Source organism: Spirosoma profusum (assembly GCF_014699005.1).
GTDB classification, from domain to species: domain Bacteria; phylum Bacteroidota; class Bacteroidia; order Cytophagales; family Spirosomataceae; genus Spirosoma; species Spirosoma profusum.
On record NZ_JACWZY010000005.1, the window covers coordinates 118,946 to 140,705 of the forward strand.

Annotated in this window: 19 protein-coding genes; 7 read left to right on the forward strand and 12 right to left on the reverse strand. The window is 47.8% G+C overall.

The window, feature by feature from the left end:
• Nucleotides 1-110 precede the first annotated feature (110 nt).
• The 4 genes from recQ to IC229_RS08180 all read left to right on the forward strand — a co-directional run bounded on the left by recQ (nt 111) and on the right by IC229_RS08180 (nt 6,182).
• Entirely contained in the window at nt 111-2,237 is a 2,127-nt protein-coding gene (gene recQ, locus IC229_RS08165) for a DNA helicase RecQ (protein WP_190886466.1), read from the forward strand.
• Between the two features lie 189 nt (nt 2,238-2,426).
• The gene (locus IC229_RS08170; protein ID WP_190886467.1) at nt 2,427-3,491 is read left to right on the forward strand and encodes a lytic transglycosylase domain-containing protein; all 1,065 of its coding nucleotides are present in this window, start codon (nt 2,427-2,429) and stop codon (nt 3,489-3,491) included.
• Between the two features lie 227 nt (nt 3,492-3,718).
• Complete coding sequence (locus tag IC229_RS08175) at nt 3,719-4,885, forward strand: lytic transglycosylase domain-containing protein (RefSeq protein ID WP_317171546.1); 1,167 nt, start codon at nt 3,719-3,721, stop codon at nt 4,883-4,885.
• 46 nt (nt 4,886-4,931) lie between these two features.
• Entirely contained in the window at nt 4,932-6,182 is a 1,251-nt protein-coding gene (locus IC229_RS08180) for a lytic transglycosylase domain-containing protein (RefSeq protein WP_223833917.1), read from the forward strand.
• 11 nt (nt 6,183-6,193) lie between these two features.
• On the opposite strand, the gene IC229_RS08185 is transcribed toward IC229_RS08180, so the two are convergent.
• The 10 genes from IC229_RS08185 to lysM form a co-directional block, all read right to left on the reverse strand.
• On the reverse strand, nt 6,194-7,258 hold the full coding sequence (locus IC229_RS08185; protein WP_223833918.1) for a DUF4249 domain-containing protein: 1,065 nt from the start codon (nt 7,256-7,258) through the stop codon (nt 6,194-6,196).
• Entirely contained in the window at nt 7,236-9,596 is a 2,361-nt protein-coding gene (locus IC229_RS08190) for a TonB-dependent receptor (protein WP_190886469.1), read from the reverse strand. Before IC229_RS08190 ends, IC229_RS08185 begins: the two co-directional genes overlap by 23 nt.
• A 188-nt stretch (nt 9,597-9,784) precedes the next feature.
• Nucleotides 9,785-10,111: an L-rhamnose mutarotase gene (locus IC229_RS08195; RefSeq protein WP_190886470.1), complete on the reverse strand. Its 327-nt coding sequence runs from the start codon at nt 10,109-10,111 to the stop codon at nt 9,785-9,787.
• A 142-nt stretch (nt 10,112-10,253) separates the two neighbouring features.
• Nucleotides 10,254-11,237 carry a type I phosphomannose isomerase catalytic subunit gene (locus IC229_RS08200; protein ID WP_190886471.1) on the reverse strand — a complete coding sequence of 328 codons (984 nt, stop codon included), beginning with the start codon at nt 11,235-11,237 and terminating at the stop codon, nt 10,254-10,256.
• Between the two features lie 98 nt (nt 11,238-11,335).
• Entirely contained in the window at nt 11,336-12,691 is a 1,356-nt protein-coding gene (locus IC229_RS08205; protein ID WP_190886472.1) for an alpha-L-fucosidase, read from the reverse strand.
• Nucleotides 12,692-12,753: 62 nt separating this feature from the next.
• Nucleotides 12,754-13,839, reverse strand: a complete 1,086-nt coding sequence (locus IC229_RS08210) for a M20 family metallo-hydrolase (RefSeq protein WP_190886473.1) — start codon at nt 13,837-13,839, stop codon at nt 12,754-12,756.
• A 92-nt stretch (nt 13,840-13,931) separates the two neighbouring features.
• Nucleotides 13,932-14,204 carry a DUF4242 domain-containing protein gene (locus IC229_RS08215; protein WP_190886474.1) on the reverse strand — a complete coding sequence of 91 codons (273 nt, stop codon included), beginning with the start codon at nt 14,202-14,204 and terminating at the stop codon, nt 13,932-13,934.
• Between the two features lie 206 nt (nt 14,205-14,410).
• The gene (locus tag IC229_RS08220) at nt 14,411-15,295 is read right to left on the reverse strand and encodes a S1 family peptidase (RefSeq protein WP_190886475.1); all 885 of its coding nucleotides are present in this window, start codon (nt 15,293-15,295) and stop codon (nt 14,411-14,413) included.
• Nucleotides 15,296-15,454: 159 nt separating this feature from the next.
• On the reverse strand, nt 15,455-16,366 hold the full coding sequence (locus IC229_RS08225) for a DUF937 domain-containing protein (protein ID WP_190886476.1): 912 nt from the start codon (nt 16,364-16,366) through the stop codon (nt 15,455-15,457).
• Nucleotides 16,367-16,529: 163 nt separating this feature from the next.
• A complete protein-coding gene (gene lysM / locus IC229_RS08230) occupies nt 16,530-17,000 on the reverse strand; it encodes a peptidoglycan-binding protein LysM (RefSeq protein ID WP_190886477.1) in 471 nt (156 codons plus the stop codon).
• A 188-nt stretch (nt 17,001-17,188) separates the two neighbouring features.
• On the opposite strand from lysM, the gene IC229_RS08235 reads away from it, so the two are divergent.
• Both IC229_RS08235 and IC229_RS08240 read left to right on the forward strand, forming a co-directional pair.
• Nucleotides 17,189-18,547 (forward strand): SGNH/GDSL hydrolase family protein, encoded by a 1,359-nt coding sequence (locus tag IC229_RS08235; RefSeq protein ID WP_223833919.1) that lies wholly within the window; start codon nt 17,189-17,191, stop codon nt 18,545-18,547.
• Nucleotides 18,548-18,556: 9 nt separating this feature from the next.
• Nucleotides 18,557-19,360, forward strand: coding sequence for an outer membrane beta-barrel protein (locus tag IC229_RS08240; protein ID WP_190886478.1), 804 nt, complete (start codon nt 18,557-18,559; stop codon nt 19,358-19,360).
• Between the two features lie 116 nt (nt 19,361-19,476).
• Here IC229_RS08240 and IC229_RS08245 read toward each other — a convergent pair whose 3' ends face one another.
• Both IC229_RS08245 and IC229_RS08250 read right to left on the reverse strand, forming a co-directional pair.
• Nucleotides 19,477-20,094, reverse strand: a complete 618-nt coding sequence (locus IC229_RS08245; protein WP_190886479.1) for a hypothetical protein — start codon at nt 20,092-20,094, stop codon at nt 19,477-19,479.
• 61 nt (nt 20,095-20,155) lie between these two features.
• Nucleotides 20,156-20,494 carry a winged helix-turn-helix transcriptional regulator gene (locus IC229_RS08250; RefSeq protein ID WP_190886480.1) on the reverse strand — a complete coding sequence of 113 codons (339 nt, stop codon included), beginning with the start codon at nt 20,492-20,494 and terminating at the stop codon, nt 20,156-20,158.
• Between the two features lie 328 nt (nt 20,495-20,822).
• Here IC229_RS08250 and miaA point away from each other — a divergent pair, with 328 nt between their 5' ends.
• Nucleotides 20,823-21,725, forward strand: a complete 903-nt coding sequence (gene miaA / locus IC229_RS08255; RefSeq protein WP_190886481.1) for a tRNA (adenosine(37)-N6)-dimethylallyltransferase MiaA — start codon at nt 20,823-20,825, stop codon at nt 21,723-21,725.
• The last annotated feature ends 35 nt before the right edge of the window (nt 21,726-21,760 follow it).

A 21,760-nucleotide genomic window follows, 5' to 3' on the forward strand; every position in this document is an offset into this window, starting at 1 on the left:
GCTTAAATTTGAGTAAGAAATTTTTACCGCTTGTTGACTAATCAACAGCCTATTACGTCTTACTGTTTTCAGGTCTGTTTTATTTTGCGGATACTTCTTTCTCCTGCTCGATGTCTATTGCAACTTCGTCACGTGCGCAAACGCCAGCCGATTACCTCAAACGCTATTACGGTTACGACCGCTTCCGGCCCATGCAGGAAGCCATCATCCAATCGATAGTAGGCGGGCGCGATACGGTTGTTCTGATGCCAACCGGAGGAGGCAAATCGGTTTGTTTTCAGATTCCGGCCTTAATGATGCCGGGTGTTACCGTCGTGGTGTCGCCCTTGATTGCTCTGATGAAAGACCAGGTCGAAGCGCTGCACATGAACGGGATTCCTGCGGCTTTTTACAATAGTACGCAGACTGCCCGCGAACAACGGGATATTGAGGACGACTGCCTTAGAGGAAAATTGAAACTCCTCTACGTATCGCCCGAGAAGCTACTGACGGAGTCGTTTTTTAATTTTCTGCAACGGGCCAACGTATCACTTTTCGCCATCGATGAAGCCCACTGTATTTCGTCGTGGGGGCACGATTTCCGTCCGGAATACACGCAGTTGCACGTATTGAAATCGAAATTTCCGAACGTACCAACCATTGCCCTCACAGCCACCGCCGACAAACTCACCCGGCACGATATTGCCACGCAGCTTGGCATGAACGATCCGGCTGTGTTTGTGGCATCGTTCAACCGGACTAATCTGAGTTTGCAGGTGCTGCCGGGCCAGAATCGCATTCAGCAGATTACGAAACTGCTGCAACAGAAACCCGATACGTCGGGTATTATTTATTGCCTGAGCCGTAAATCGACTGAATCACTGGCGGCTAAACTCCAGGAAAAAGGATTTAGCGCGGCTTTTTACCACGCCAAAATGGACCCCGGCGACCGGTCCCGAACGCAGGAAGCTTTCCTGCGCGACGACGTACGTATCATCTGCGCGACAATCGCGTTCGGAATGGGCATCGACAAATCGAATGTTCGCTGGGTGATTCATTACAATATGCCCAAAAACATCGAAGGCTTTTATCAGGAAATCGGTCGAGCGGGACGCGATGGTGCTGCGGCCCAAACAGTGCTTTTCTACAGCTTCGCCGACGTAGCAACCTACAAAGAGATGCTGGCCGAAAACAGTCCGGCTAATTTGGGTTTGCAACTGGCTAAGCTGGAACGAATGCAGCAATACGCCGATGCCCACACTTGCCGACGCCAGATTCTGCTTTCCTATTTTTCGGAGGAATTGCCCGAACCCTGCGGTAACTGCGATGTCTGCCGCGACCCGCGTGTTACGTTCGATGGAACTATTCTGGCGCAAAAAGCACTGTCGGCTATGATTCGAACGGGCGAACGGGTGCCCATGAATCTGCTTATCGATATACTACGTGGCTCACGCAGCCAACAGGTGCTTCAGGGTGGCTACGATCAGGTGAAAACCTACGGAGCCGGGCGCGACATTCGTTTTGAAGATTGGCGGAATTACCTGCATCAGCTCATTAACATCGGCGTTATAGAGGTTGCTTACGATAATCACTACGCGCTACGTCGGGGCATTCTGGCCGATCAGGTTTTATATGGTGGGCGTAAAATCGACCTGGTACGTCCCGACGATGCTCCGAAACCAGTTGTCGAGAAAACCCGGACAAAAACCGAAACGCAACGCGACGAGTTGTTCGAGCAGCTTCGGGCGCTACGTAAGCAAGTGGCCGATCAGCAAAACGTACCGGCTTACGTTATTTTCACCGACACTACGTTGGAAGACATGGCCCGTCAGCGACCTACAACGCCCGATGCGCTACGTAACGTCAGTGGTGTTGGTGAACGCAAACTCCAGCTCTTCGGCAAGCAGTTTCTGGATATAATTGTGAGTTACGTTCGGGGGCGGGTACAGGCTGGCGAAAAACCCAAAGGTTCGACCCAATTGACTACGCTCGAATTGTATAATCAGGGACTGAGTATTGAGGAGATTGCCACCGAACGACAACTCACCACTGGGTCTGTCGCTACCCATTTAGTACAGCTCTCGAAATCGGGTTATTCAATAGATTTGGCGTCTTTGATTAATCCAAACGAACGGCAGGAAATCGAAAAGGCGATTCTGACGGTTGGCATGGAAGAAGGCCGTTTAAAGCCCGTTTTTGACTATCTAGGCGGTCGGTACGACTACGGAAAACTAACCCTTGTAGCAGGTCTTCTGTAATGAAAAAATCCATTTTCATACAGGACCGTTGGATAATTCTTAGAAAAATCGTTGGTAGATAGCCAATAATACCTTATATTCGTGTTCTTGTCTTTAGTAAAACCCGTTACGTCAGTACGGGTTTTATTATGTTTATGTACTAAAACAACAAATGTTATTTTGATTAAAGAGGTAAGTTTTTCACTACTGATGGCCGCCTTTAAACCGGGTCTAACACCCCCGTTCTGGGCGGCTGATACGAGCCGGCTGCTTCCGTTATCAAATGGCCTGAACAGTCCCGAACTATTGGTTGTTGACTCCAGTCGGCGGGTTTTTCCTATTTATTTCTGTGGTGAAGAGGTACCCGTTGGTGAGCCTCGCGTAGCCCGTCGATGGGTTCAAACGCTACGTACCTATGGAGCCGAGCCGGAGTTTCTGATTGACCTTCGCTCGAAAGCGTCTGAATTTTTTACCATCATTGACCCCATTCTCAGGAAGTACAAAATCCCTCGCGACTTTCGGTTTATGCCGCTGGCAGAAAGCGCCCTCGACAATCGCAGTATTTCCCGCAAAGGAGCCGTTGGTTATTGGCAAATTATGCCCGGCACAGCCCGTGATTTGGGGTTGAAAGTAAATGGTGATGTAGATGAACGTCGTAATCTCGAAAAATCGACGATCGCTGTTTGTCGCCACCTTCACCAGCTTTATCGGGACCTGGGTTCCTGGACACTTGTGGCAGCCGCCTACAATGGGGGTATCACCCATGTTCGGCACAAAATGGATCAGCAGGGCCATTCAAATTACTACCGGCTTCGGTTACATAAAGAAACCAGTCACTATCTGTTCCGGATTCTGGCGTTCAAGGAATTGCTGAGTAACCCACGGCAATACTCACTGCTACTACGTAGCGAAACGATTGCCGAACTGACCAAACCGCTACCAAGTTGGCATAAGCCACTGGCGCTTCCGAAAAAAATTAAAGATGCGCCGATTGTTGAACTCGTTGATGAGGATTACGTCGAGCGCACCTGGGGCCCTCGCCCCAATACGGCTCTGACGCACACCCCGTCTGATTCCGAGCAACTTATTGCCGATGCGGCCTTAACAAAAGCTTCACCTGATGCACCTACGGCCGCTCTGGAGAAGCAGGAACCTCGTTTTCCTGTCAAACAATTAATGATGAGCCTCATGGTATTACGTTTCCGGCGGCCCCGTTTTCTGCAATTTAAAAAAGGTGAAGGTATCCGCCCTCTGCACTTCTGGGACTGGATTTAACCTTATAAAATAGTATACCAAATACGCAAAAAGCCGCCTAAACAGCGGCTTTTTGTATGTATATACGTCAGATTGTAAAATTATTTCACACCGACGTACCGTTACTTACCCTAATTATGGAGTCTAAAGAGTGTATATCTAACCCATATATTTTTTAAACTTTAATGAATTTATTCACTTCATTCGCGTTAGCGACTGGATTGATAGTATTTTGTACGTTTCCCCGTATGCATCCGTTGGATGCGCCGACCAGCCAGTCGGTATTTACCAATTCAGTTGATGTAACATACGATCCGGGACTGACCCGAATGCTTCCTCCGGTGTATTTCTGTGGCGAGTCGGTACCTTTGCATGAAGAGGCCGTTGCCCGGCAACTCGTGTCAGCTCTGCTACGTAATACGGCTCATAATCAGGCTCTGCTACGTATCCGGCAGCGTTCGGCTGTTTTTTTTCCGGTTATCGAACCAATTCTGGCTTACCACGACATTCCATTAGATTTTAAATACCTGCCGTTAGTCGAGAGTGCCTTAACTGGCTCTGCCGTCTCGTCGGCCGGTGCCGTTGGCTACTGGCAATTCATGCCGGCCACCGCCCGCGAATTGGGTCTGAATATTCGGAATGGAGTTGATGAGCGCCGAAATCTAATTAAATCGACGCATGCGGCCTGTCGATATCTGCGCTATCTACATAATCGACTAGGTTCGTGGACGCTGGCAGCCGCAGCCTATAACAACGGCATTGGCGCGCTTCTCGGAAATATTCGTCGGCAACAGCAACGCGATTATTATTTTCTGCGGCTGAACGCCGAAACCGGGAAATACCTTTACCGGATTCTGGCGTTCAAGGAGTTGTTTTCGAATTCGCGGTCGTATCAGCACCTTATTCCTGAGCAAATGATGGCTTTTCTGCAAGTGCCAGTTTCGCCGGACGATGAGCGCGATGTGGATGAGGTAATTCTACCCGAAGTAGTTGTGGAAGAGGCAACTAGAAAGGCAATTAATACGTCCGTAATAGCAAAGGCACGTCCAAATCAGGCAGAAGAGTTACCTTTACCTAATGCGGCCGATGTGTTTCGGGGCGGCATCAAAGCCCGACTGGTCGAATCTGCGGGTGTAGCACGTGGGCAGGTGTGGGTTTTTCACCTGACACGTAGCGGCATGGCCGATGGACGCGAAGTGGAAGAAGGCGATGTACTTTACGCCGTCGTGGAAGATGTCGATCCTAAAACCGACAAAATTTACCTGCGAGCCGATAAGATTTATTCTACTTCTGAAAAGCATACGTATTCGCTGACGCTTTCAGCAGTCGATGCGTCAACGGGACGTATTGGTATCAAAACCCCTGATATTGAGCAAATAAAGGCGGGCTGGATTCTGACCTGGAAAGCATTTTAGCAAACTAAATGACAGGCTTGTACGTTTTGTATGGGTTCAACAACAAATGCTTATTTTGGGAGTTTATTGCAAATACGTTTTCCTGCTGATGCTGAGCCTGTTAACTATCGCTACGTCTACGTTAGCGCAGAAGAAATCGCTACGTTCGACAGGCAAACCGAAGCGGCAGCCGGGCTTGATTGCCCCGAAGCCGGTTAGTCTGACTCCCCAACGGCTGCATTTCTGCGGTGAAATCGTACCGACCGAACAAGGCGATGTTTCGGCAAAACTCGCTCTGGCACTAGCAGGTAGTTCGGGCTACGTTCGTCACGTCAACAGCCTGAAAAATCGGTCTGCGCCTTACTTTACAATTATTGAACCAGCGCTACGTCGGCATAATATTCCCAACGACTTCAAATACCTACCGCTTATCGAAAGTGCCTGGAAAGCCGATGCCGTCTCGTCGGCAGGTGCCGTTGGTTACTGGCAGTTTATGGACGATACAGCGCAGGACATGGGCCTTTCCATCACTCCCGGCAACGACGAACGTACTGATCTGATTAAATCGACCGAAGCTGCCTGCAAATACCTGAAATTTTTGTACCGCAAACTAGGCTCGTGGACGCTAGTGGCAGCTGCTTATAATGGCGGAGTAGGTATGGTTCAGCGTAAGATTTCGAAGACCGGAAATCGGGACTACTACGCCATGCCGATGAATGCCGAAACGGGCTACTACCTCTACCGGATTCTGGCCATGAAGGAGTTATTTACAAACCCTTCGTATGGCCTCGGTGCTGTCGGGCTAATGCTCGCATCGGGAGACGCTTATGAACGTGAACGTGAACAGGCTCGCCGAATGGGCTGGCTCCAGGACCAGGAACCCGAATTGGTCGGTACGCCAATTGAATCGGTTGATGAGAAAAATCCCGCGAGTCGAAGCGAAGTCACAATCATGGACAGTGTACTGGTAGGCATACTAAAAAATAGACCGGTTACTCCGCTTGTTTTTCCGAGCGATGCGGTAGCCAAACTGGTTCGGGCGGGGCTGCCGAAAATTGGGCAGAGTTGGACGTTCGCCCTGACGGAGCCGATTCAAATTGATGAATATGAGTTGAAACCCGGCGATATTCTTTACGCTGTAGTTGACGATATAGACGGCCAGAACAACTTGTTTCTACGTGCTACCAAAGCTGTTTTGTCAGAAACAAAAACGACCATCCCACTTTCGTTGATTGCCATGAATCCAGCCACTGGTCTAGCGGGCATTCCCCGCCCGAAAGTGATCAAAACAGGCTGGATCGTGCAGTGGAAATTGTAATTACGGACTGATTACCAACCATCTGGCTCGACAACTGGAACAGGGCCGTACACGTCGCGACAATCTCCCTGATAATACAACGCCGTCTGACTAAAGATATACGAGTTTAAAGCTCCAAAATATCGAGACGTATAATCCTGAACACGAAGCCGTTTGCGCGTGATGGACGTAGCAGCAAAATAGCCCCGTGCCAAATCAGTTGAACTGGCCACGTTGACGACGTTGCCCGTTACGGGAGCAGGAAGCGGATCGAAAATACTGCCCGTTCGAGCGTTCTGCTGCTGGTATAGTTTCCAGAACTGATAGTTCGACTGTGTAATACCATATTGTATTATCTCAACTAACTGAGGGCCAATTGTGTAAATAGGAGCCTGAAGTACAAACCGGTTACGTAGCGGTTTACCATTAATAGCATCGTCGCTATAAATGTTGACGTCAGTACTGGGAATCGTTACCCAGCAGCGGTCGTAACAAATAGCCGGACTTCCCAGGTTACAAGGTCTCCCTTTCGACATTCGGTTGATAATCGCATAACCTGTCCAGCGGTAATAATTTTTCTCGCTGACTGGGTCCTGCGTGTTCACACTGTATTCAAAGTAGTAGGGTATGGGTAAGTTTTCTTTGGGCGTAATCACCTTCGAAATACTATCGATGAGGGGTACAGCGGGCATTTTTTCCGGTTTACTGACGTAGCGTTTACCATCATTGAGCACAATTGAAAGGCTATACGTACGACCAATTTGTCCCCGGAACGTAGTGTCTGCTGTCAGGTATATCCCCTGCCCTCTTTGCAGCATCCGCGTCGACCGGCCCTGATCATCGGCCAGCGTAACCTGCGCCCCAGTTACGTATTGATCTGCGGGATTCTGCCCATTTTCGCCCCCATAATTCCCCGTGTACGTTAATCGCACCGAATACGGCGGAGCCTCGTTCGTAATCTGCCCTTCAACGACCAGCCGGGGCGCTTCGGTCCGAATGGGCAACTCGACCCTGTCGATGCAGGAAATTGCAACGTAGCTGCTTATGAATAGAATAACGATGAGCCGAATCATATCAAAAATAACGTGTGTAGGCAATGGATGGAATTAGCGTTCCAAAAACCGAAAGCCGGTATGATTCTATCCGCTGGTTAAAACGGGTGAAATAGATTGAATACGGATTCTTGTGGGCGTACAGATTGTAAATACCCAGCGTCCAGATGCCGTATTGCTTCTGCGATTTTGCCGAGCGGGTGTCTTTCGAAAACGCCACGTCGAGCCTGTGATAGTCGGGAATCCGGTCGGCGTTACGTTGTGAATAATCCTGAACAGGCTCGTTATTGTAGGTATAACGACCATCGGGGTACGTAGCGGGTACGCCGGTATAATACACAAAGTTGGTAGTGAACATCCAGTTGTGCGACATCGACCAGCGCGCCTGCATGTTCAGGGTATGGGGTCGGTCGATGTAAGCCGGATAGTAGCGCCCTTCATTGATACGTAGTTCGTCAAAAGGCGTCTGCACCGCGATCAACGACCGGGCATAGGTATAATTGAACTGCCCCGTGAGCCGTCCTTTATTTTTACTAACCCCAAATTCAACGCCATACGCCCGTCCGGTAGCCTGCAACAAAGCTGTTTCCAGCTTCGGATTGAGAATCAGATCGGCGCCGTAGCGATATTCTATCTGATTCTGAAGGTGTTTATAGTACGTCTCAATACTGAATTCGTACATATTATCGCGAAGATTCTGGAACAATCCCAACGACACCTGATCGGCAATTTGTGGGGGAACGTAGCGGTCGCTCAACTTCCAGAAATCAAGTGGAGTAATGGCAGTAGTATTCGAAATCAGATTCAGATACTGGCGCGTCCGACCGAGGCTGGCTTTAATGGCGCTGTTTTTTGCTACCTGTACACGTAACGCCAGCCGGGGTTCCAGACCTGCATATGTTTGTATGACCTGTCGGTTACCGTAACGGGTCGAATCAGTAACGGTTTCGGGCGAGATTGGTACGTTTTCAGCATAGTTGTAAACCGTTTGTGGCCCCAGAAACGTGAACGCGGAAAATCGAAGTCCGGCCTGCAACGTAACATTGGGTGTTATTTCCCACTCCGTATTCACATACGTACCAAGTTCCCGGGCGTTTTCAGGAGCAATCGTCTTTGAAATAATACTCGAATTCGGGTCTGCTGGCTGAACATCTCCCGTCTGAATATGATACGTTATGCCATTCAAACCAACCTGAATTCGGTGCTTTTTATTAAGCGTATAAAACACATCAGCCTTGCCTTCCCGCTGCTCAATGAAGGATGAAAATCGGAACGTCAGCGTAGGCCGCACGCCATCGACATTAAGGTGATAACCACTGTATAAACCAGTGAGATTCAGTTGCAGATTCGGACGTAGCAGATAACTCCAGCGCCCCGTCACTACGTTCGTCGACCAGCCGTAGAGGGTGTCTCCCGGAAACTGGAATGAATCCTGACTGCGATAGCCAGACAGCGAAATCGTGTTACGTTCGTTTGGTGTATAGGTTAGTTTCAGGTTACCGTCGTAGAAAAACGCTCTACTCTGATTGACGCTTTTTGTAGGAAAGGCCTGCAGAAGATAATTCGGGAAAGCAATCCGGCCACCAGCCAGTAACGTCAGATTCCGGGCAATCGGGCCGTCGGCAACCGCCCGCACACTCACCGGACTCAACCCAACCGACGCTCTCCATTCATCTTTATTACCATTCCGGGTACTCATTAGTAACAACGACGATACGCGCCCTCCGTACTGCGCCGAATAAGCACCTTTATTCAGGCTTACGTCCTGCACTAAATCAGCGTTGACGTTCGAATAAAAACCCAGCAAATGCGACGTATTGAAAAGCGGAGCCCCATCGAGGAGCACCAGATTCTGGTCAGCCCGCCCACCCCGAACGTTAAAACCTCCTGCACCCTCGCCCGCTGTGGTTACGCCTGCCTGAAGTGAAAGGGCTTTCAGAATATCGGGCTCACCCAGCACGACCGGCATCCGTTTAAGTTCGGGCATACTCAACTGAATTTGCCCCATCTGCACGGTTTTCATATTCTTGTCTTCGCGGGTAGCGCGTACGTCTACCTCATCCAGATCGGTGGCACGGGGCTGTAAATAGTATTCGACTCGTTTTGGGCCATTGAGCACAACGGTTTCGCGCCCTCGGATATACCCCACCGCCGATACGTAAAGGGTTAACACACCGGGTGGCTGCTGAATAGAAATTAGGCCCGTAGTATCTGCGCTGGCACCCGCGCGGGTTTCGGCAATATACAGACTGGCGCTGGGAATTGGCTTTTTCGTAACAGCATCGCGCACAATAACTGATAACGGAAGGCGTTGCTGGGCCAACGTAGCAGAAAGAAAAAGAAGGAAGCAAAAACAGGAAAGCAGCAAACGCCGAAGTCCCATAAGGTTGAGTTAAGAAAAGTCAATAAAAAGATCGGAAGTTACTAAAAACAAAACGCCCGACGTAACAGCCAGACGTTTTTTAATGAGGAATCAATGTTTTGTCATGCTGACGAAGGAAGCATCTTAAATCATCCTCACTAGCGTCTGATTATACGTTAAGATGCTTCCTTCGTCGGCATGACAAAAATTCACAATTTGAATATTCGATCCATTATCAGCCATTTTTCGCCCGGCTTGGCCATTGGTAATGCCTGTTGATACGTCCACATCAGCGCTTCCCATTTTTGCACGACCGGATTCGCAGCATCGGCAGCCGATTTAGCATCGAACGAGAACGTAGTATCGGTTTCCATAATCATGAACAATCGGTTTCCGATCCGGTAAATTTCCATTTCTGTAATGCCCGCATCCCGAATAGTGGCTTCAATTTCAGGCCAGATACGTTCGTGTTGTCGTTCGTAATCGGCGATCAGGGCCGGGTCGTCTTTCAAATCGAGGGCAAAACAATAGCGCATAGCAGGGTTTAGCAAGATTGTATGAACCGGGATTTAGCAGATTGATGGATTTACAGGATTTTGTTTTCGCTTCTTTGAAGCGCATTAATCTGATGAAAACAAAATCCTGTAAATCCATCAATCTGCTAAATCCCGGTTCAGATTAAGGTACATACGTCTCCAGCACTGTCATATCACCATCTGGCACGAGCGTTACGTTGTTGACCGAGGCCGGAATAAGCACACACTGACCCATCTTGAGCGATACGTTGTAGCCGCCAGACGTTTCGACAGTTAGCCCGCCCGCTACGCAGATTAGAATGACAAACGAGTCGATATGTGAGTAATCGTGCGCCACTTCCTGATCAAAATTCAATACGTTGGTTACGAAATAATCAGACTTAACAGCGTTAACACTCTCATTTAGTTTATTGTCGTACTGCGATTTGTAGTGATCATAGTGCTGATAATCAATCGCATCTACAGCTAATTCAGTATGTAGTTCACGTTTCTGGCCCGTAGTAGCATCCACTCGGTCGAAATCATAGATTCGGTACGTAGTGTCGGAGGTTTGCTGAATTTCGGCCAGCAACAAGCCTTTGCCAATGTAGTGAACACGGCCAGCGGGCAGAAAAAATACGTCGCCGGGCTGTGCTGTTTCGATGTTCAGTAAGTCCTGAATCGTGTTGTCAGCAACGGCTTTTACGTATTCATCTTTGGTGACTTCCCGGTTAAAACCCGAGTTCAGTTTAGCCCCTTCGTCGGCCTGCATGATGTACCACATTTCAGTTTTGCCGAAACCACTATGGCGTTTTTTCGCAAGTTCATCATTCGGATGCACCTGAATCGACAGGTCGTCGTTGGCGTCGATGAATTTGACCAGCAACGGGAACCGATTGCCAAACTGCTCATAAACGTGCTTGCCGACCAGCTCGCCTTTATATTCCTCGACCAGCTCACGCAGCGATTTGCCTTGTAAACTGCCTTCTTTCACGATCGACACGTTGCCTTCTACATCGGAGACTTCCCAGGTTTCGCCACAGTTCGGCAACGGCGAAAAATCTTTCTCCAGAATGGTTTTGATTTTCTGACCACCCCAGATTTTATCTTTAAAAATGGTCTCAAACGTCAGCGGATATAGCTTCATACAGGTAATATGCAATGAGTAATTGATATTGACTAATCAGGGCCGCCCGTACGGTAGACTGTCTGTACTAGTAATACGTTGCAACGTAGCATTGTTCATTAATTGTTCTCGGTTTCGCGGGCCGACGCTTTGTAAGCGCCGATTTCGGCTAGTTGGACAGGGCCGCTAGCGTTGGTAATGAAAAGCCGGATTCTCGATGATTTCACTGCTGGGAAACGTAGCAGCCGTTTGTAGCCAACCGTAGTGAAGCTCTGAATGGGTTTCCATTCAGTACCGTCCCAATACTCAACCCGACCGCTGGCCACCCGCTGCCCGTTGGCGATGTTTTCCTGAATTGAAATCCGGTCGAATGATTGTTCACCGTTCAAGTCAATCGTGATGGGCTGGTTGGCCGTTACGTCCACGAACGTATTAAGTTGCTTATCTGTCAATTTAGGCTGTTTTGCTACGAGATTGGTTTTGAACGTTTCGTTCAGAATGCTCCTAAATTCCTGTAAACTTTTGATGTCAGGTTCCGAAAATAGCCCTTCGCGATTGGGCGGTACGTTAAGCAACAGCAGGCTGTTACGTCCGACAGACTGATAATATAAGTTGACAAGATTTTTCGCCGAACGCACTTTGGCGTCTTCTGTCGGGTGATAAAACCAGCCTGGACGTATCGATACGTCTGTTTCGGCAGGTACCCAATCCTTTCCAGCGGCATCACCCCGGTTAAGGTATTTTGAGTCGGCCTTGCCGGGAGCCAGACCATCTGTATTTATTGTCGACCAGCAGGTTTCACCAGCATTGCCGGCTTCGTTACCCACCCATCGCACATCCGGACCTGCATCGGAAAACATGACCGCATTGGGCTGCAATTGGCGAACCAATGCCCAATAACCCGCAAAATCGTAGGTCATGTCCTTCGCATTTTCACCCTTTGCTCCGTCGAACCAAACTTCTGAAATTGGGCCGTAATTGGTCAACAATTCGCGGAGCTGACTTTTGTAGTAATCGTTATAAGAGGACGTACCATAGCGGGGCTCATGTCTGTCCCAGGGCGACAGATAAACGCCAAATTTCAGGCCAAATTCGCGGCAGGCATCGGCCACTTCCTTCACTACGTCGCCTTTGCCGTTTTTCCACGGACTATTTTTAACTGAATGTTCTGTCATTTTCGACGGCCACAGGCAGAAACCATCGTGGTGTTTGGCCGTAATAATCGCCATTTTGAAGCCCGCATCTTTCAAGGCTTTTACCCATTGGCGGGTATCCAGTTTTGTCGGATTGAAAATAGATGGGCTTTCGGTGCCATCACCCCATTCTTTATCAGTAAACGTATTGACGGTAAAATGCAGAAACGCCGTTGTTTCGTACTGCTGCCAGGTAAGCTGACGGGGTGTAGGTTTGGGTTGAGCGTAGCTAATCAGTACGTTCAACGATAACATACTGATTATCAAAATACATAAACGCATACAGAGGAGTTCAAAGTAAGATTTCTACAGGTTTTTGTGGCCTAAATGTACGTGAAAAAAGGTCAGAGAACCTTCTCCAGCATTTGAATATAGCCCGTAACACCTTCGTCTATTTCTATCAGGTAAATAAACTCATTGGCCGAGTGCGATCGGCCTGAATGACCAGGGCCGCACTTTAGAGAATGGCAGTTTAACAGGGCCTGGTCGGACGTAGTAGGCGAACCGTAGGTGTGGCGCCCCAACGCAATACCTGCCTGAACAATAGGATGATCGATTGGAATGCTCGATGGTTTCAGCCGAATTGACCGGGGTTTTACCTCTGACTGAATATTGGCCTGAATGACGTCTATGATTTCTTCCAGTGTGTATTGCTCTGTGGCGCGCACATCGACCGTAAATGTACACGTATCGGGTACTACGTTGTGCTGGCTGCCCGCATTGATGATAGTCACCGACATTTTTACGGGGCCAAGCGTCGGTGATACGTTGGGGAACTGATACGTTCTGAGCCAGTTAATGTCCTGGATAGCTTTATAAATGGCGTTATCGCCTTCGTCACGAGCCGCGTGCCCACTAACGCCGTGCGCCGTGCAGTCGAGCACGAGCAGCCCTTTTTCGGAGACAGCCAGTTGCATTTCAGTAGGTTCGCCAACAATGGCAAAGCTTATGGGAGGCAACAGCGGCAACACCAGCTCCAGACCATCACGACCCGATATTTCTTCTTCGGCCGTAGCTGCCATTATGATATTATAAGCCAGGTCGCTACGTTCATAGAAGTAAGCGAACGTAGCAAGTAGCGACACCAGACATCCACCAGCATCGTTACTACCGAGCCCGAACAATTTTCCATCCTGCTCCAGAGGCTCAAACGGGTCCAGCGTCCACGATTTATTGGGTTTAACGGTATCGTGGTGCGAGTTGAGCAACAGGGTTGGTTTGGCAGCGTCGAAGTGTAGATTTTGCGCCCATACGTTGTTTTTCAAGCGCTCGAAAGGAATCTGCTTTTCTAAAAAAAACGCTTCGATCAAGGCAGCCGTTTTATCTTCCTCCCGACTAAATGAGGGGGTGGAAATCAGCCGTTTCAGCAGAGCAAGCGCATGGGACGAAAGGGCGGTTTGCGACGCAATTGACGCGGTCAGTTGATTCATACATAAAACGTTGGTCGCCCAAAGATACGGCCAACGCCTTAAAAGTATGGTAGCCAGTTAGCGATCTAACGTAATAACTGGTCAGATATAGCCTACTCTGCCGTTGTCGGGTCAATAATAGTTGCTACCTCACTAACAGAATTGGCAGGAAATCCCCCTTGCTTTGCGTGCTCCCGAACCATTTCTTCATTAGGTGCAATGTAAACGCAATAAATTTTATCTCCTGTTACGTAGCTATGCTGCCATTGAATTTGAGGCCCCGTATTGGTGAGCACTCCACAGGAAGTTTGCGAAATGCTTTTTAACTGTTCGGGAGTTAATTGGCCCGCTCCCGGAATTTCCCGTTCGATCACGTACTTAGGCATAGTATTAATGGTTTATAGTTTACGACTCGCATGGCTATCGATGTCGCCCAAATAATTGAGAGACAGCGGGTTCCACGTTGTTTTATCTAAGTGCAAAATATAAACTAGCAACTCGCAATCGTCCTGGCTTTTATTTAATGGCAATATTTTAATGGCAATTTAATACGAATGACTCCTGCGGCCCTTTTACTCTGATAATCAAATGACTACGCTTCTTCAAACTTAACGCCCTTTTCTCGCAAAAAAGCCTTGATTACGTCGACGTGTACACAGCGTCCTACGTTTAGAAATGGGTAATTCGATACGCGACTTCGGCGACCGTTTACAAGCACTTCGTGGTTTTCGATATCGAATCCCAGATGCAGGTGGTTGGTTGCTGACTGCATTCCGTAAATCACACCGTTTGCGTCGAACAAAGGCCCACCGCTCTGGCCACGTAGGCCGGGCGTACTCATTTCAATGCCTACAATGGAGTTTTTACCAGCCGTGAGTCTTGTTACGATTCCATCAATTGGGAAGCTGGGCGAAACGAGCCGTCCTATCGTCGTCCACTCAATATCATCGACGGCTGGGTTATAGCGAAAATTCGTAAATTCGGGGAAAGGGTATCCCAGGCGGCAGAGAGTTCTTCCCGGTTTTATACGACCCGTATCGCCAAGGAACGTAGCATGCGAACGATATAATATTCGATTATAGCCTTCGAAACGTAGCAACGCCAAATCCTCTGAAGGATGTAAATCAATATTCAATCGCTGAAACTGATCAACACAACCGACAAAATTATTCCGTATTCGAATAATAGTATTGATATCGAGTTTGTACTTCACTTCCAGTTTACTGATCAGGTGGGTCGCGTTTTTGTCACGTAACGCATCACGTCTGGCTCCCTGAAATTCACGGTAATTATGGTAAATGGAGTCGCTCTGTGCGATTAGTTCGGCCACGTGTCGGCACGTAATGGCGCAGGCTTCCTGATTCACAAAAAACAGGGTAGCCGTACCGGGCACTATATCGTCATGTCCGTAAAATCGAATAATGGAGTGTAATGATCGGGTAAACGAATCAACGCGTTCGATGGCGTCAACAAACATAATTAGTCAGCGGATTGATAATTCAAATAGATCTGTAAAGTTATAAAGTTGTAGGGTTGTAAGGTTATAAAGTTGCAAAGTGGGCTGGCACGCTCATGAACCCTACAACTTAATAACCTTACAACCCTACAACTTTATAACTCTCTTCCCGCTTATCAGTTAGGGTTTTGCTTTGGTTGAATCGCGGATGCCAAGTGGCCCCGATGCCGTTGAGTCAGCAGTTTGACCATTAGCTTCCTCCACGCTTTGTTTTGTAGCTGCCGACGTATCTTCCACCTCGTTCGATTCAACCCGAGCCGTCGAATCTGTACTGATACCATCGACTCCGTTCTGATTCTGGCTGCACTTTTGAATCAACAGCGCGATTATCAGAATTGCTATTGCAATCATCGCCCAACGTAACCAACGCACGTTTTCCTGCCGCCGGTCGCCTTCAGGACTTTTCGGAATGTTTGGATCAACAGCATTACCACTAAAATTGTCGGTTCCCTGTACTTCGGTTTGTGGACCAGTAGGCGTTACAAGTTCATCGAAACCAAGCAGGCTGTTAATACTGCCCAGGCCCTCAGGCACCGATTTTTGGAACTCTGTTGCTTGGCCCAACAGAAGTGTTTTAAGACCGCTGCCTGTCAACCCGTTCTCCTGTTCCTGGCGGCCCAGTACTCCCATCAGAATGGTGCCAGCCAGCCCAAGAAGGGTCATTGCCGACTGCGGTTTAACACCACTATACGTACCGACAAGCTCAGTAACACGCGTCAGTTTATCGTCGAAAATATGGTCGAGGAAACCCCGGCTGGCGGTGACTGTCTCCGACAAAGGCGGATGGTTATCCAGCGTCTGGCTGATCTCTAAAGGGACATTGCTATAATCGCCTTTGTCTAAAAAGCTTATGATGGCAGACGCTCCGCCAGTTGCCTGAATACGTCGGGTAAGACCACCTAATAAAGTTGGTAGAACGCCGTTGATTGCCTTTAAGGTGTCGACTGGCGATTCGTTCAGTACGCTGCCGAGTTTATCAACGACGGCAGGTGTGAACTGATCTTTCAGGTAGGAAATTAAATGAACGGCCATAAGTTTATCGTTGAGTTGCGCTCAATTAAACTGCTTACCGCCGTGAATGTTCTATCTGGGAGTTGTAGAGTTATAAAGTTATAGGGTTATAAAGTTGTAAGGTTCGACATGCGTCAGCCAACTTTACAACTCTATAACCCTACAACTTTATAACTCTACAACTCTACAATTGTGGAATCCGCAAAACCTGATCGGGATAGATTTTATCAGGATCGCTTAACATTGGCTTGTTAGCTTCGAAAATAATACCGTACTTCATCGGGTCACCGTAAACCTCCTTAGCGATTTTCGACAGCGAATCGCCTGATTTCACCGTATAGTATTTTCCTTCTGGTTGTGGATCATCAACGTCTAGTTGGTTATCTACTGCCGATACGCCTTCTACGTTACCTACTGCCAATGCGATTTTCTCGGCATCTTCCTGCGTCTTCACCGATCCAGTCAGCGTAACTGTATCGCCTTTTGTCTTAACAGTCAGGCTATTATACGAAAGAGCTAATTTCTTCACGTGATCAAGCAGTGCCTGCGCCCGAACTGGTTCAACTTTTTCAGCTTCTGCCGGAGCTGCCGCTGCCGGTGTGTCATGGTTAAAGATTTTTTCGCCTACACCTTTGAAAAATGATAAAAGACCCATTGGATTAGTTGGTTATGGTTTTATTAAACATGTAGTAAATGACTGGCAATTACGCCAACCCATTAAAACTAAACAACACCTGAACGTTTGGATTGTTCAAGAGTCAGCATGCCTAAGACGTAATGCAGCCCGACAGGTTACGCGAATGAAGCTTATATTTACGTTATTGCTGTATTATTTTTTTATAAATGAATACGTTTACGATGCTACGTCTTAACCCACTCTATTGGAGGCTGCCCCTGATGGTAATGGTATGCCTGAGCGCCTGCCAAAATAATGACATCGACCCGAATGCAACAGGCAATGTTACGCCCACAAAAGGTAGTGCGGATTTCACGAAATACGTAGCAGTAGGCAATTCATTGACAGCGGGTTATGCTGATGCTGGCCTTTATCGGGATAGTCAGTTAAATTCCTATCCCAATCTGCTGGCCGGGCAGTTTAAAACAGTGGGCGGAGGTAATTTTGTCCAGCCTTTGTTTACAGATGCCCAGGCAGCGGGTTCTGGATATTTGAAGCTAATCCGCGTTCCTGATCCGGCTAACCCCGTATCGTTGTTAACGTCGATTGGGCAGGTTGCGCCGGGAGCGGTACGTAGCACTACGTCAACCGGTAGTCAACTCTTAACCAAGTTTACCGATGCGAATCAGAATCTGGGCGTACCAAACATTAAAGTAGCTGACATACTCACGGTTGGATACGGTTCCTCAGCCGGAAACCCATATTTCGAACGGCTGGTGGCCGAACCAGCCACTACATATTTCGATTATGTAAGCAATAATCTCACTGGAGCCACATTTTTCTCGTGCTGGCTAGGCAATAACGACGCGCTCATCTTTGCCATTACAGGTGGAGTGGTGCCTTTAACGAGTTCAACGCTGTTTACCACCAACTTTACGACCATGCTGAATAAACTTACGGAAAGTGGACGTAAAGGCGTGGTGATTGGCATTCCTTCCATCACCAGTACGCCCTATTTTGCTACGTTAGCCATCCCGCTGGTTGTTCTACAGCTCAACATTTTGCTAAAGCCTGCCGCACCCATAACCGGTTTGGTAATTCAGACGGCGAAGGGCGTACGGCTTACGCAGAATGGAGATTTACTCATGCTTTCGAATACTACTGAGTACGCAAACATTGGCAGCACAACTGTTGGAACAAAGAATGGGCCTTATGGACTAAGTACGACGAATCCGTTGCCAACTCAATACGTACTGGATGCAGATGAAGTTGCACAACTGAATACGGCTATTTCTCAGTTTAATCAAACGATGAAGTCGCAGGCCGACTCAAAAGGTGTTGCGTTTGTTGATCCAAATATAATTTTGGGTCAGGTTTCTACCGGAAACGGCTTGGTAAAGAACGGAATCACCTACACATCCACGTTCATTCAGGGTGGCGTTTTCAGCCTCGACGGGATTCATCTGACGCCTGCTGGTTACTCGCTGATGGCCAACGAAATCATCAAAGCGATCAATACAAAATACAGCGCTACTATTCCTGAACTCAATTCAGCCAATTACCGTCGCGTACTCCTGCAACAATAACCCATTCACATGAAGTTTTTTCATTATTCAGTCATCGTCCTACTGCTTGTCAGCAGTTCGGTAGTTAAGGCACAAGATTCACCCCATACACGTAGCATTGAATTCGGTATTAAAGGAGGTGGTACGTTTACGCACGGCTACACAACTATTCCGGGGCAGAATGTAGGGGCCGTTCAGGTACCAACGTTCGATAATAAAAACAACGGCATTGGCATTGGTTATTCGGGAGGGTTGTGGGCGCGTAAAAACTTCAGCAAATTTTTTATTCAGGCCGAAGTAACGTACAACCGTTTTGTATTGAAACAAAAAACGAACGTAACGCTCGATGTAAATGCCAACACCAGCCTTGCTAATGCACTTCCTGTCAGTGTGCAGCCGGGTCTATTGACTGCTACGTTGAACGTAGTATCTGAGCCAGTCCTGGAAAGTATTAACGTACCGGTTTTGATCGGGAAGCGCTGGATGGATGGAAAACTGCGCAGCTATGCTGGCCCAACGTTAATTGTTGTTCAACAGGCTAAAGCGAAACGTACCACGAGTGGTGTACTAAATGCCAATCCAAACGTTTCCTTTCCGGAGACACCAATCCCGGCTACAACAGGTACTACTAATCTGCTGAACAAATATGAAGCGCAGAATCTGGAAGTTAAAGACGTTACGTTTGGGCTTGAGGTAGGGGCTGGATACAGCCTCCTGAAGTTTCTGGATGTAGATGTGCGCTATGCTTTGCCGGTTGGTGGCGTTTACAAAGACTCTACAATCAAAGGATTTCTGGGTATTGGCACCGTTACGTTAAATTATAAGATTTTCTAGCGGCAGAATCTGCTGGGTTATTGATTTTAACTACCGAACTCGCTACGTTGTACGTAAAGGTCGCGGAACAATGTTCACTACGTTCTTTGCTTACAACGTAGCGAGTTCGGTAGTACTTACTCAGCTTTCAGGACAAACGCCTGACCGGCTGGTTGAAGTTTGTAACGCTTCATCTCAATACCCCCCGATGGTTCGGCATTGGCATCACCAGCCCGGTAAACGGGGTATTTCCGGCACAGTACATCCCGCTCGATCCAAAGGCTATCGTGGCCCATATAACCATCCGACACAGGAAGCTGCCAGCCATTCAGCACAATATCCGCCTTGCGATCAGCTAAGAACTGCCAGGCATATACGCGACCAAATGACCCGCTTCCATTGCTGACGGTATAGACGTATAACTCCGGAAAACGATTGCCATCTAAATCCCCAACTTCAGCCCCCGCAACAGCCCCGTCGATGCGAACCCGGAAATTGGTCAGCAATAATTCACTATGATAAGCTTTCACAACGAGTTCCCGAACAGCTCCAGTATCAGCCGTAGCGATTGCAAATCTGAATCTATTAAAGGTCAATACCTTATTATACTGCGGAAACGATAAAGGCGATTGGCTTCCCGATACCACTAATTTTTCAATAGACGATTGGGTACGGGCATCAGGGGGCAGGTTGTCCTGAGCCAACAGGGCAAGCCATAGCAGACTCATGAACCAGTAACCTAATTTCGCCTTCATTGATTTCGTATACTCTACTCCTTAACAAATAACGAGCCGAAATCAAAAAAAGTTGATTCATTCAGGCATCCATAAACACCTCGCCAATCGATGTAAGTTTAAGCAGTGTAGGATAAACCTGCCGTCCTTTTTGCGTCAGGCTGTATTCGACACGGGGTGGCACTTCGTTATACGACTTTTTTTCAATGACGCCCAGGTTAGTTAGTGCCTTCAATTCCTGAATCAACACCTTTTCGCTGACTTCAGGAATCAGCCGACGTAATTCACCATATCGCCGGGGCTCGGTACCTAGTTGATAAAGGATGTATAACCGCCATTTACCGCATATAATGTCAAGTGTTTTCTTAAGAATTAATTGCCTGGAGTCCGCCTGAATTTGCGGATTGATCTGTTCGTTCATAGGAGGAAAAATAACTAACTTTTAGGTAGGTAAGTTACTGATTAAAAGGCACTTGCAACCCTAAATATAGGTATATGTAATCAATTTATATCATAGCTTACTGTTTCGTATCCGTACAAAAAGTCTGTAAAAAAAGATAACTCCCTGCTAATCAACACTCAAAAATTATTAGAAAATGAAGCATTTTTATTATCCGTTCTCCGAATTTTTCAGCCGTGGAAAATAAACAAGAACCGAGGTTTATAATGACAAATCACTTTTGGTGACATTGGTCCTGAAATTTATTTTAAATAAACTTAACGATTAAACCAATCATTTAGATTTTTTCTTGAAAACATTACTTGTTGTTGCTGGACCCACAGCCGTTGGAAAAACTACGCTATGTGTTCAATTAGCCAGAACACTCCAAACCGAGATTGTATCGGCCGATTCGCGTCAATTGTATCAAGAGCTTAGTATTGGAACGGCCAAACCCACTGTTGAGGAAATGGGGGACGTACCGCATCATTTCATTGGCTCACACTCGATTACTGATCCGGTAAATGCCGGACGCTACGAACGTGAGTGCCTCGCTTTATTAGACGGATTATTCCAGAAAAATGACGTAGTGATTCTGTCGGGCGGTACCGGCCTTTATATCAATGCGGTTTGCCAGGGTCTCGACGATATGCCCATCGTTGATTCGGCGCTACGTGAGCGGCTGTTACAGCGGCTCCAACAGGATGGTCTGGCATCCCTCCAGCAAGAACTACGCCAATTGGACCCCGTTTATGCTGAAACTGCCGATTTACAGAATCCCATTCGCGTAACGCGTGCGCTGGAAGTGTGCCTGAGCACCGGGAAGCCTTATTCTTCCTACCGCCGAAAGAAGCCCGCCAAACGCCCTTTCCGCTCAGTACTGGTGACGCTCGAACGCCCCCGCGACGAACTCTATACACGGATCGAAAAACGGATCGATACTATGCTGGAAAACGGGCTTATCGATGAAGGGCGGTCACTTCTACCTTATCGAAATTTACCTGCTTTACAGACGGTTGGCTACCAGGAGGTATTTCCGTATCTGGATGGAGAATACAGCTACGATGACATGGTGAAACTACTGAAACGAAACTCTCGACGTTACGCAAAACGCCAGATGACCTGGTTTCGTAATCAGGGAAATTACCACCCAATAACGATAAAAAATCCGCAGCTAGCAGAACAGTCAATTATTCGTCTACTAACTACGTAGTAATCCGTCAAAGCTGTTTGTTGGAAAGATTTACG

Bases quoted from the DNA above. Each gene is read 5' to 3' on its own strand.
- IC229_RS08220 (WP_190886475.1), bottom strand. From the start codon at position 15,295: ATGTTTGTTGACGCCATCGAACGCGTTGATTCGTTTACCCGATCATTA.
- IC229_RS08210 (WP_190886473.1), bottom strand. From the start codon at position 13,839: ATGAATCAACTGACCGCGTCAATTGCGTCGCAAACCGCCCTTTCGTCC.
- IC229_RS08190 (WP_190886469.1), bottom strand. From the start codon at position 9,596: ATGGGACTTCGGCGTTTGCTGCTTTCCTGTTTTTGCTTCCTTCTTTTT.
- IC229_RS08240 (WP_190886478.1), top strand. From the start codon at position 18,557: ATGAAGTTTTTTCATTATTCAGTCATCGTCCTACTGCTTGTCAGCAGT.
- recQ (WP_190886466.1), top strand. From the start codon at position 111: ATGTCTATTGCAACTTCGTCACGTGCGCAAACGCCAGCCGATTACCTC.
- IC229_RS08225 (WP_190886476.1), bottom strand. From the start codon at position 16,366: ATGGCCGTTCATTTAATTTCCTACCTGAAAGATCAGTTCACACCTGCC.
- lysM (WP_190886477.1), bottom strand. From the start codon at position 17,000: ATGGGTCTTTTATCATTTTTCAAAGGTGTAGGCGAAAAAATCTTTAAC.
- IC229_RS08180 (WP_223833917.1), top strand. From the start codon at position 4,932: ATGCTTATTTTGGGAGTTTATTGCAAATACGTTTTCCTGCTGATGCTG.
- IC229_RS08245 (WP_190886479.1), bottom strand. From the start codon at position 20,094: ATGAAGGCGAAATTAGGTTACTGGTTCATGAGTCTGCTATGGCTTGCC.
- IC229_RS08250 (WP_190886480.1), bottom strand. From the start codon at position 20,494: ATGAACGAACAGATCAATCCGCAAATTCAGGCGGACTCCAGGCAATTA.
- IC229_RS08170 (WP_190886467.1), top strand. From the start codon at position 2,427: ATGGCCGCCTTTAAACCGGGTCTAACACCCCCGTTCTGGGCGGCTGAT.
- IC229_RS08235 (WP_223833919.1), top strand. From the start codon at position 17,189: ATGAATACGTTTACGATGCTACGTCTTAACCCACTCTATTGGAGGCTG.
- IC229_RS08175 (WP_317171546.1), top strand. From the start codon at position 3,719: ATGCATCCGTTGGATGCGCCGACCAGCCAGTCGGTATTTACCAATTCA.
- IC229_RS08195 (WP_190886470.1), bottom strand. From the start codon at position 10,111: ATGCGCTATTGTTTTGCCCTCGATTTGAAAGACGACCCGGCCCTGATC.
- IC229_RS08205 (WP_190886472.1), bottom strand. From the start codon at position 12,691: ATGCGTTTATGTATTTTGATAATCAGTATGTTATCGTTGAACGTACTG.
- IC229_RS08215 (WP_190886474.1), bottom strand. From the start codon at position 14,204: ATGCCTAAGTACGTGATCGAACGGGAAATTCCGGGAGCGGGCCAATTA.
- IC229_RS08200 (WP_190886471.1), bottom strand. From the start codon at position 11,237: ATGAAGCTATATCCGCTGACGTTTGAGACCATTTTTAAAGATAAAATC.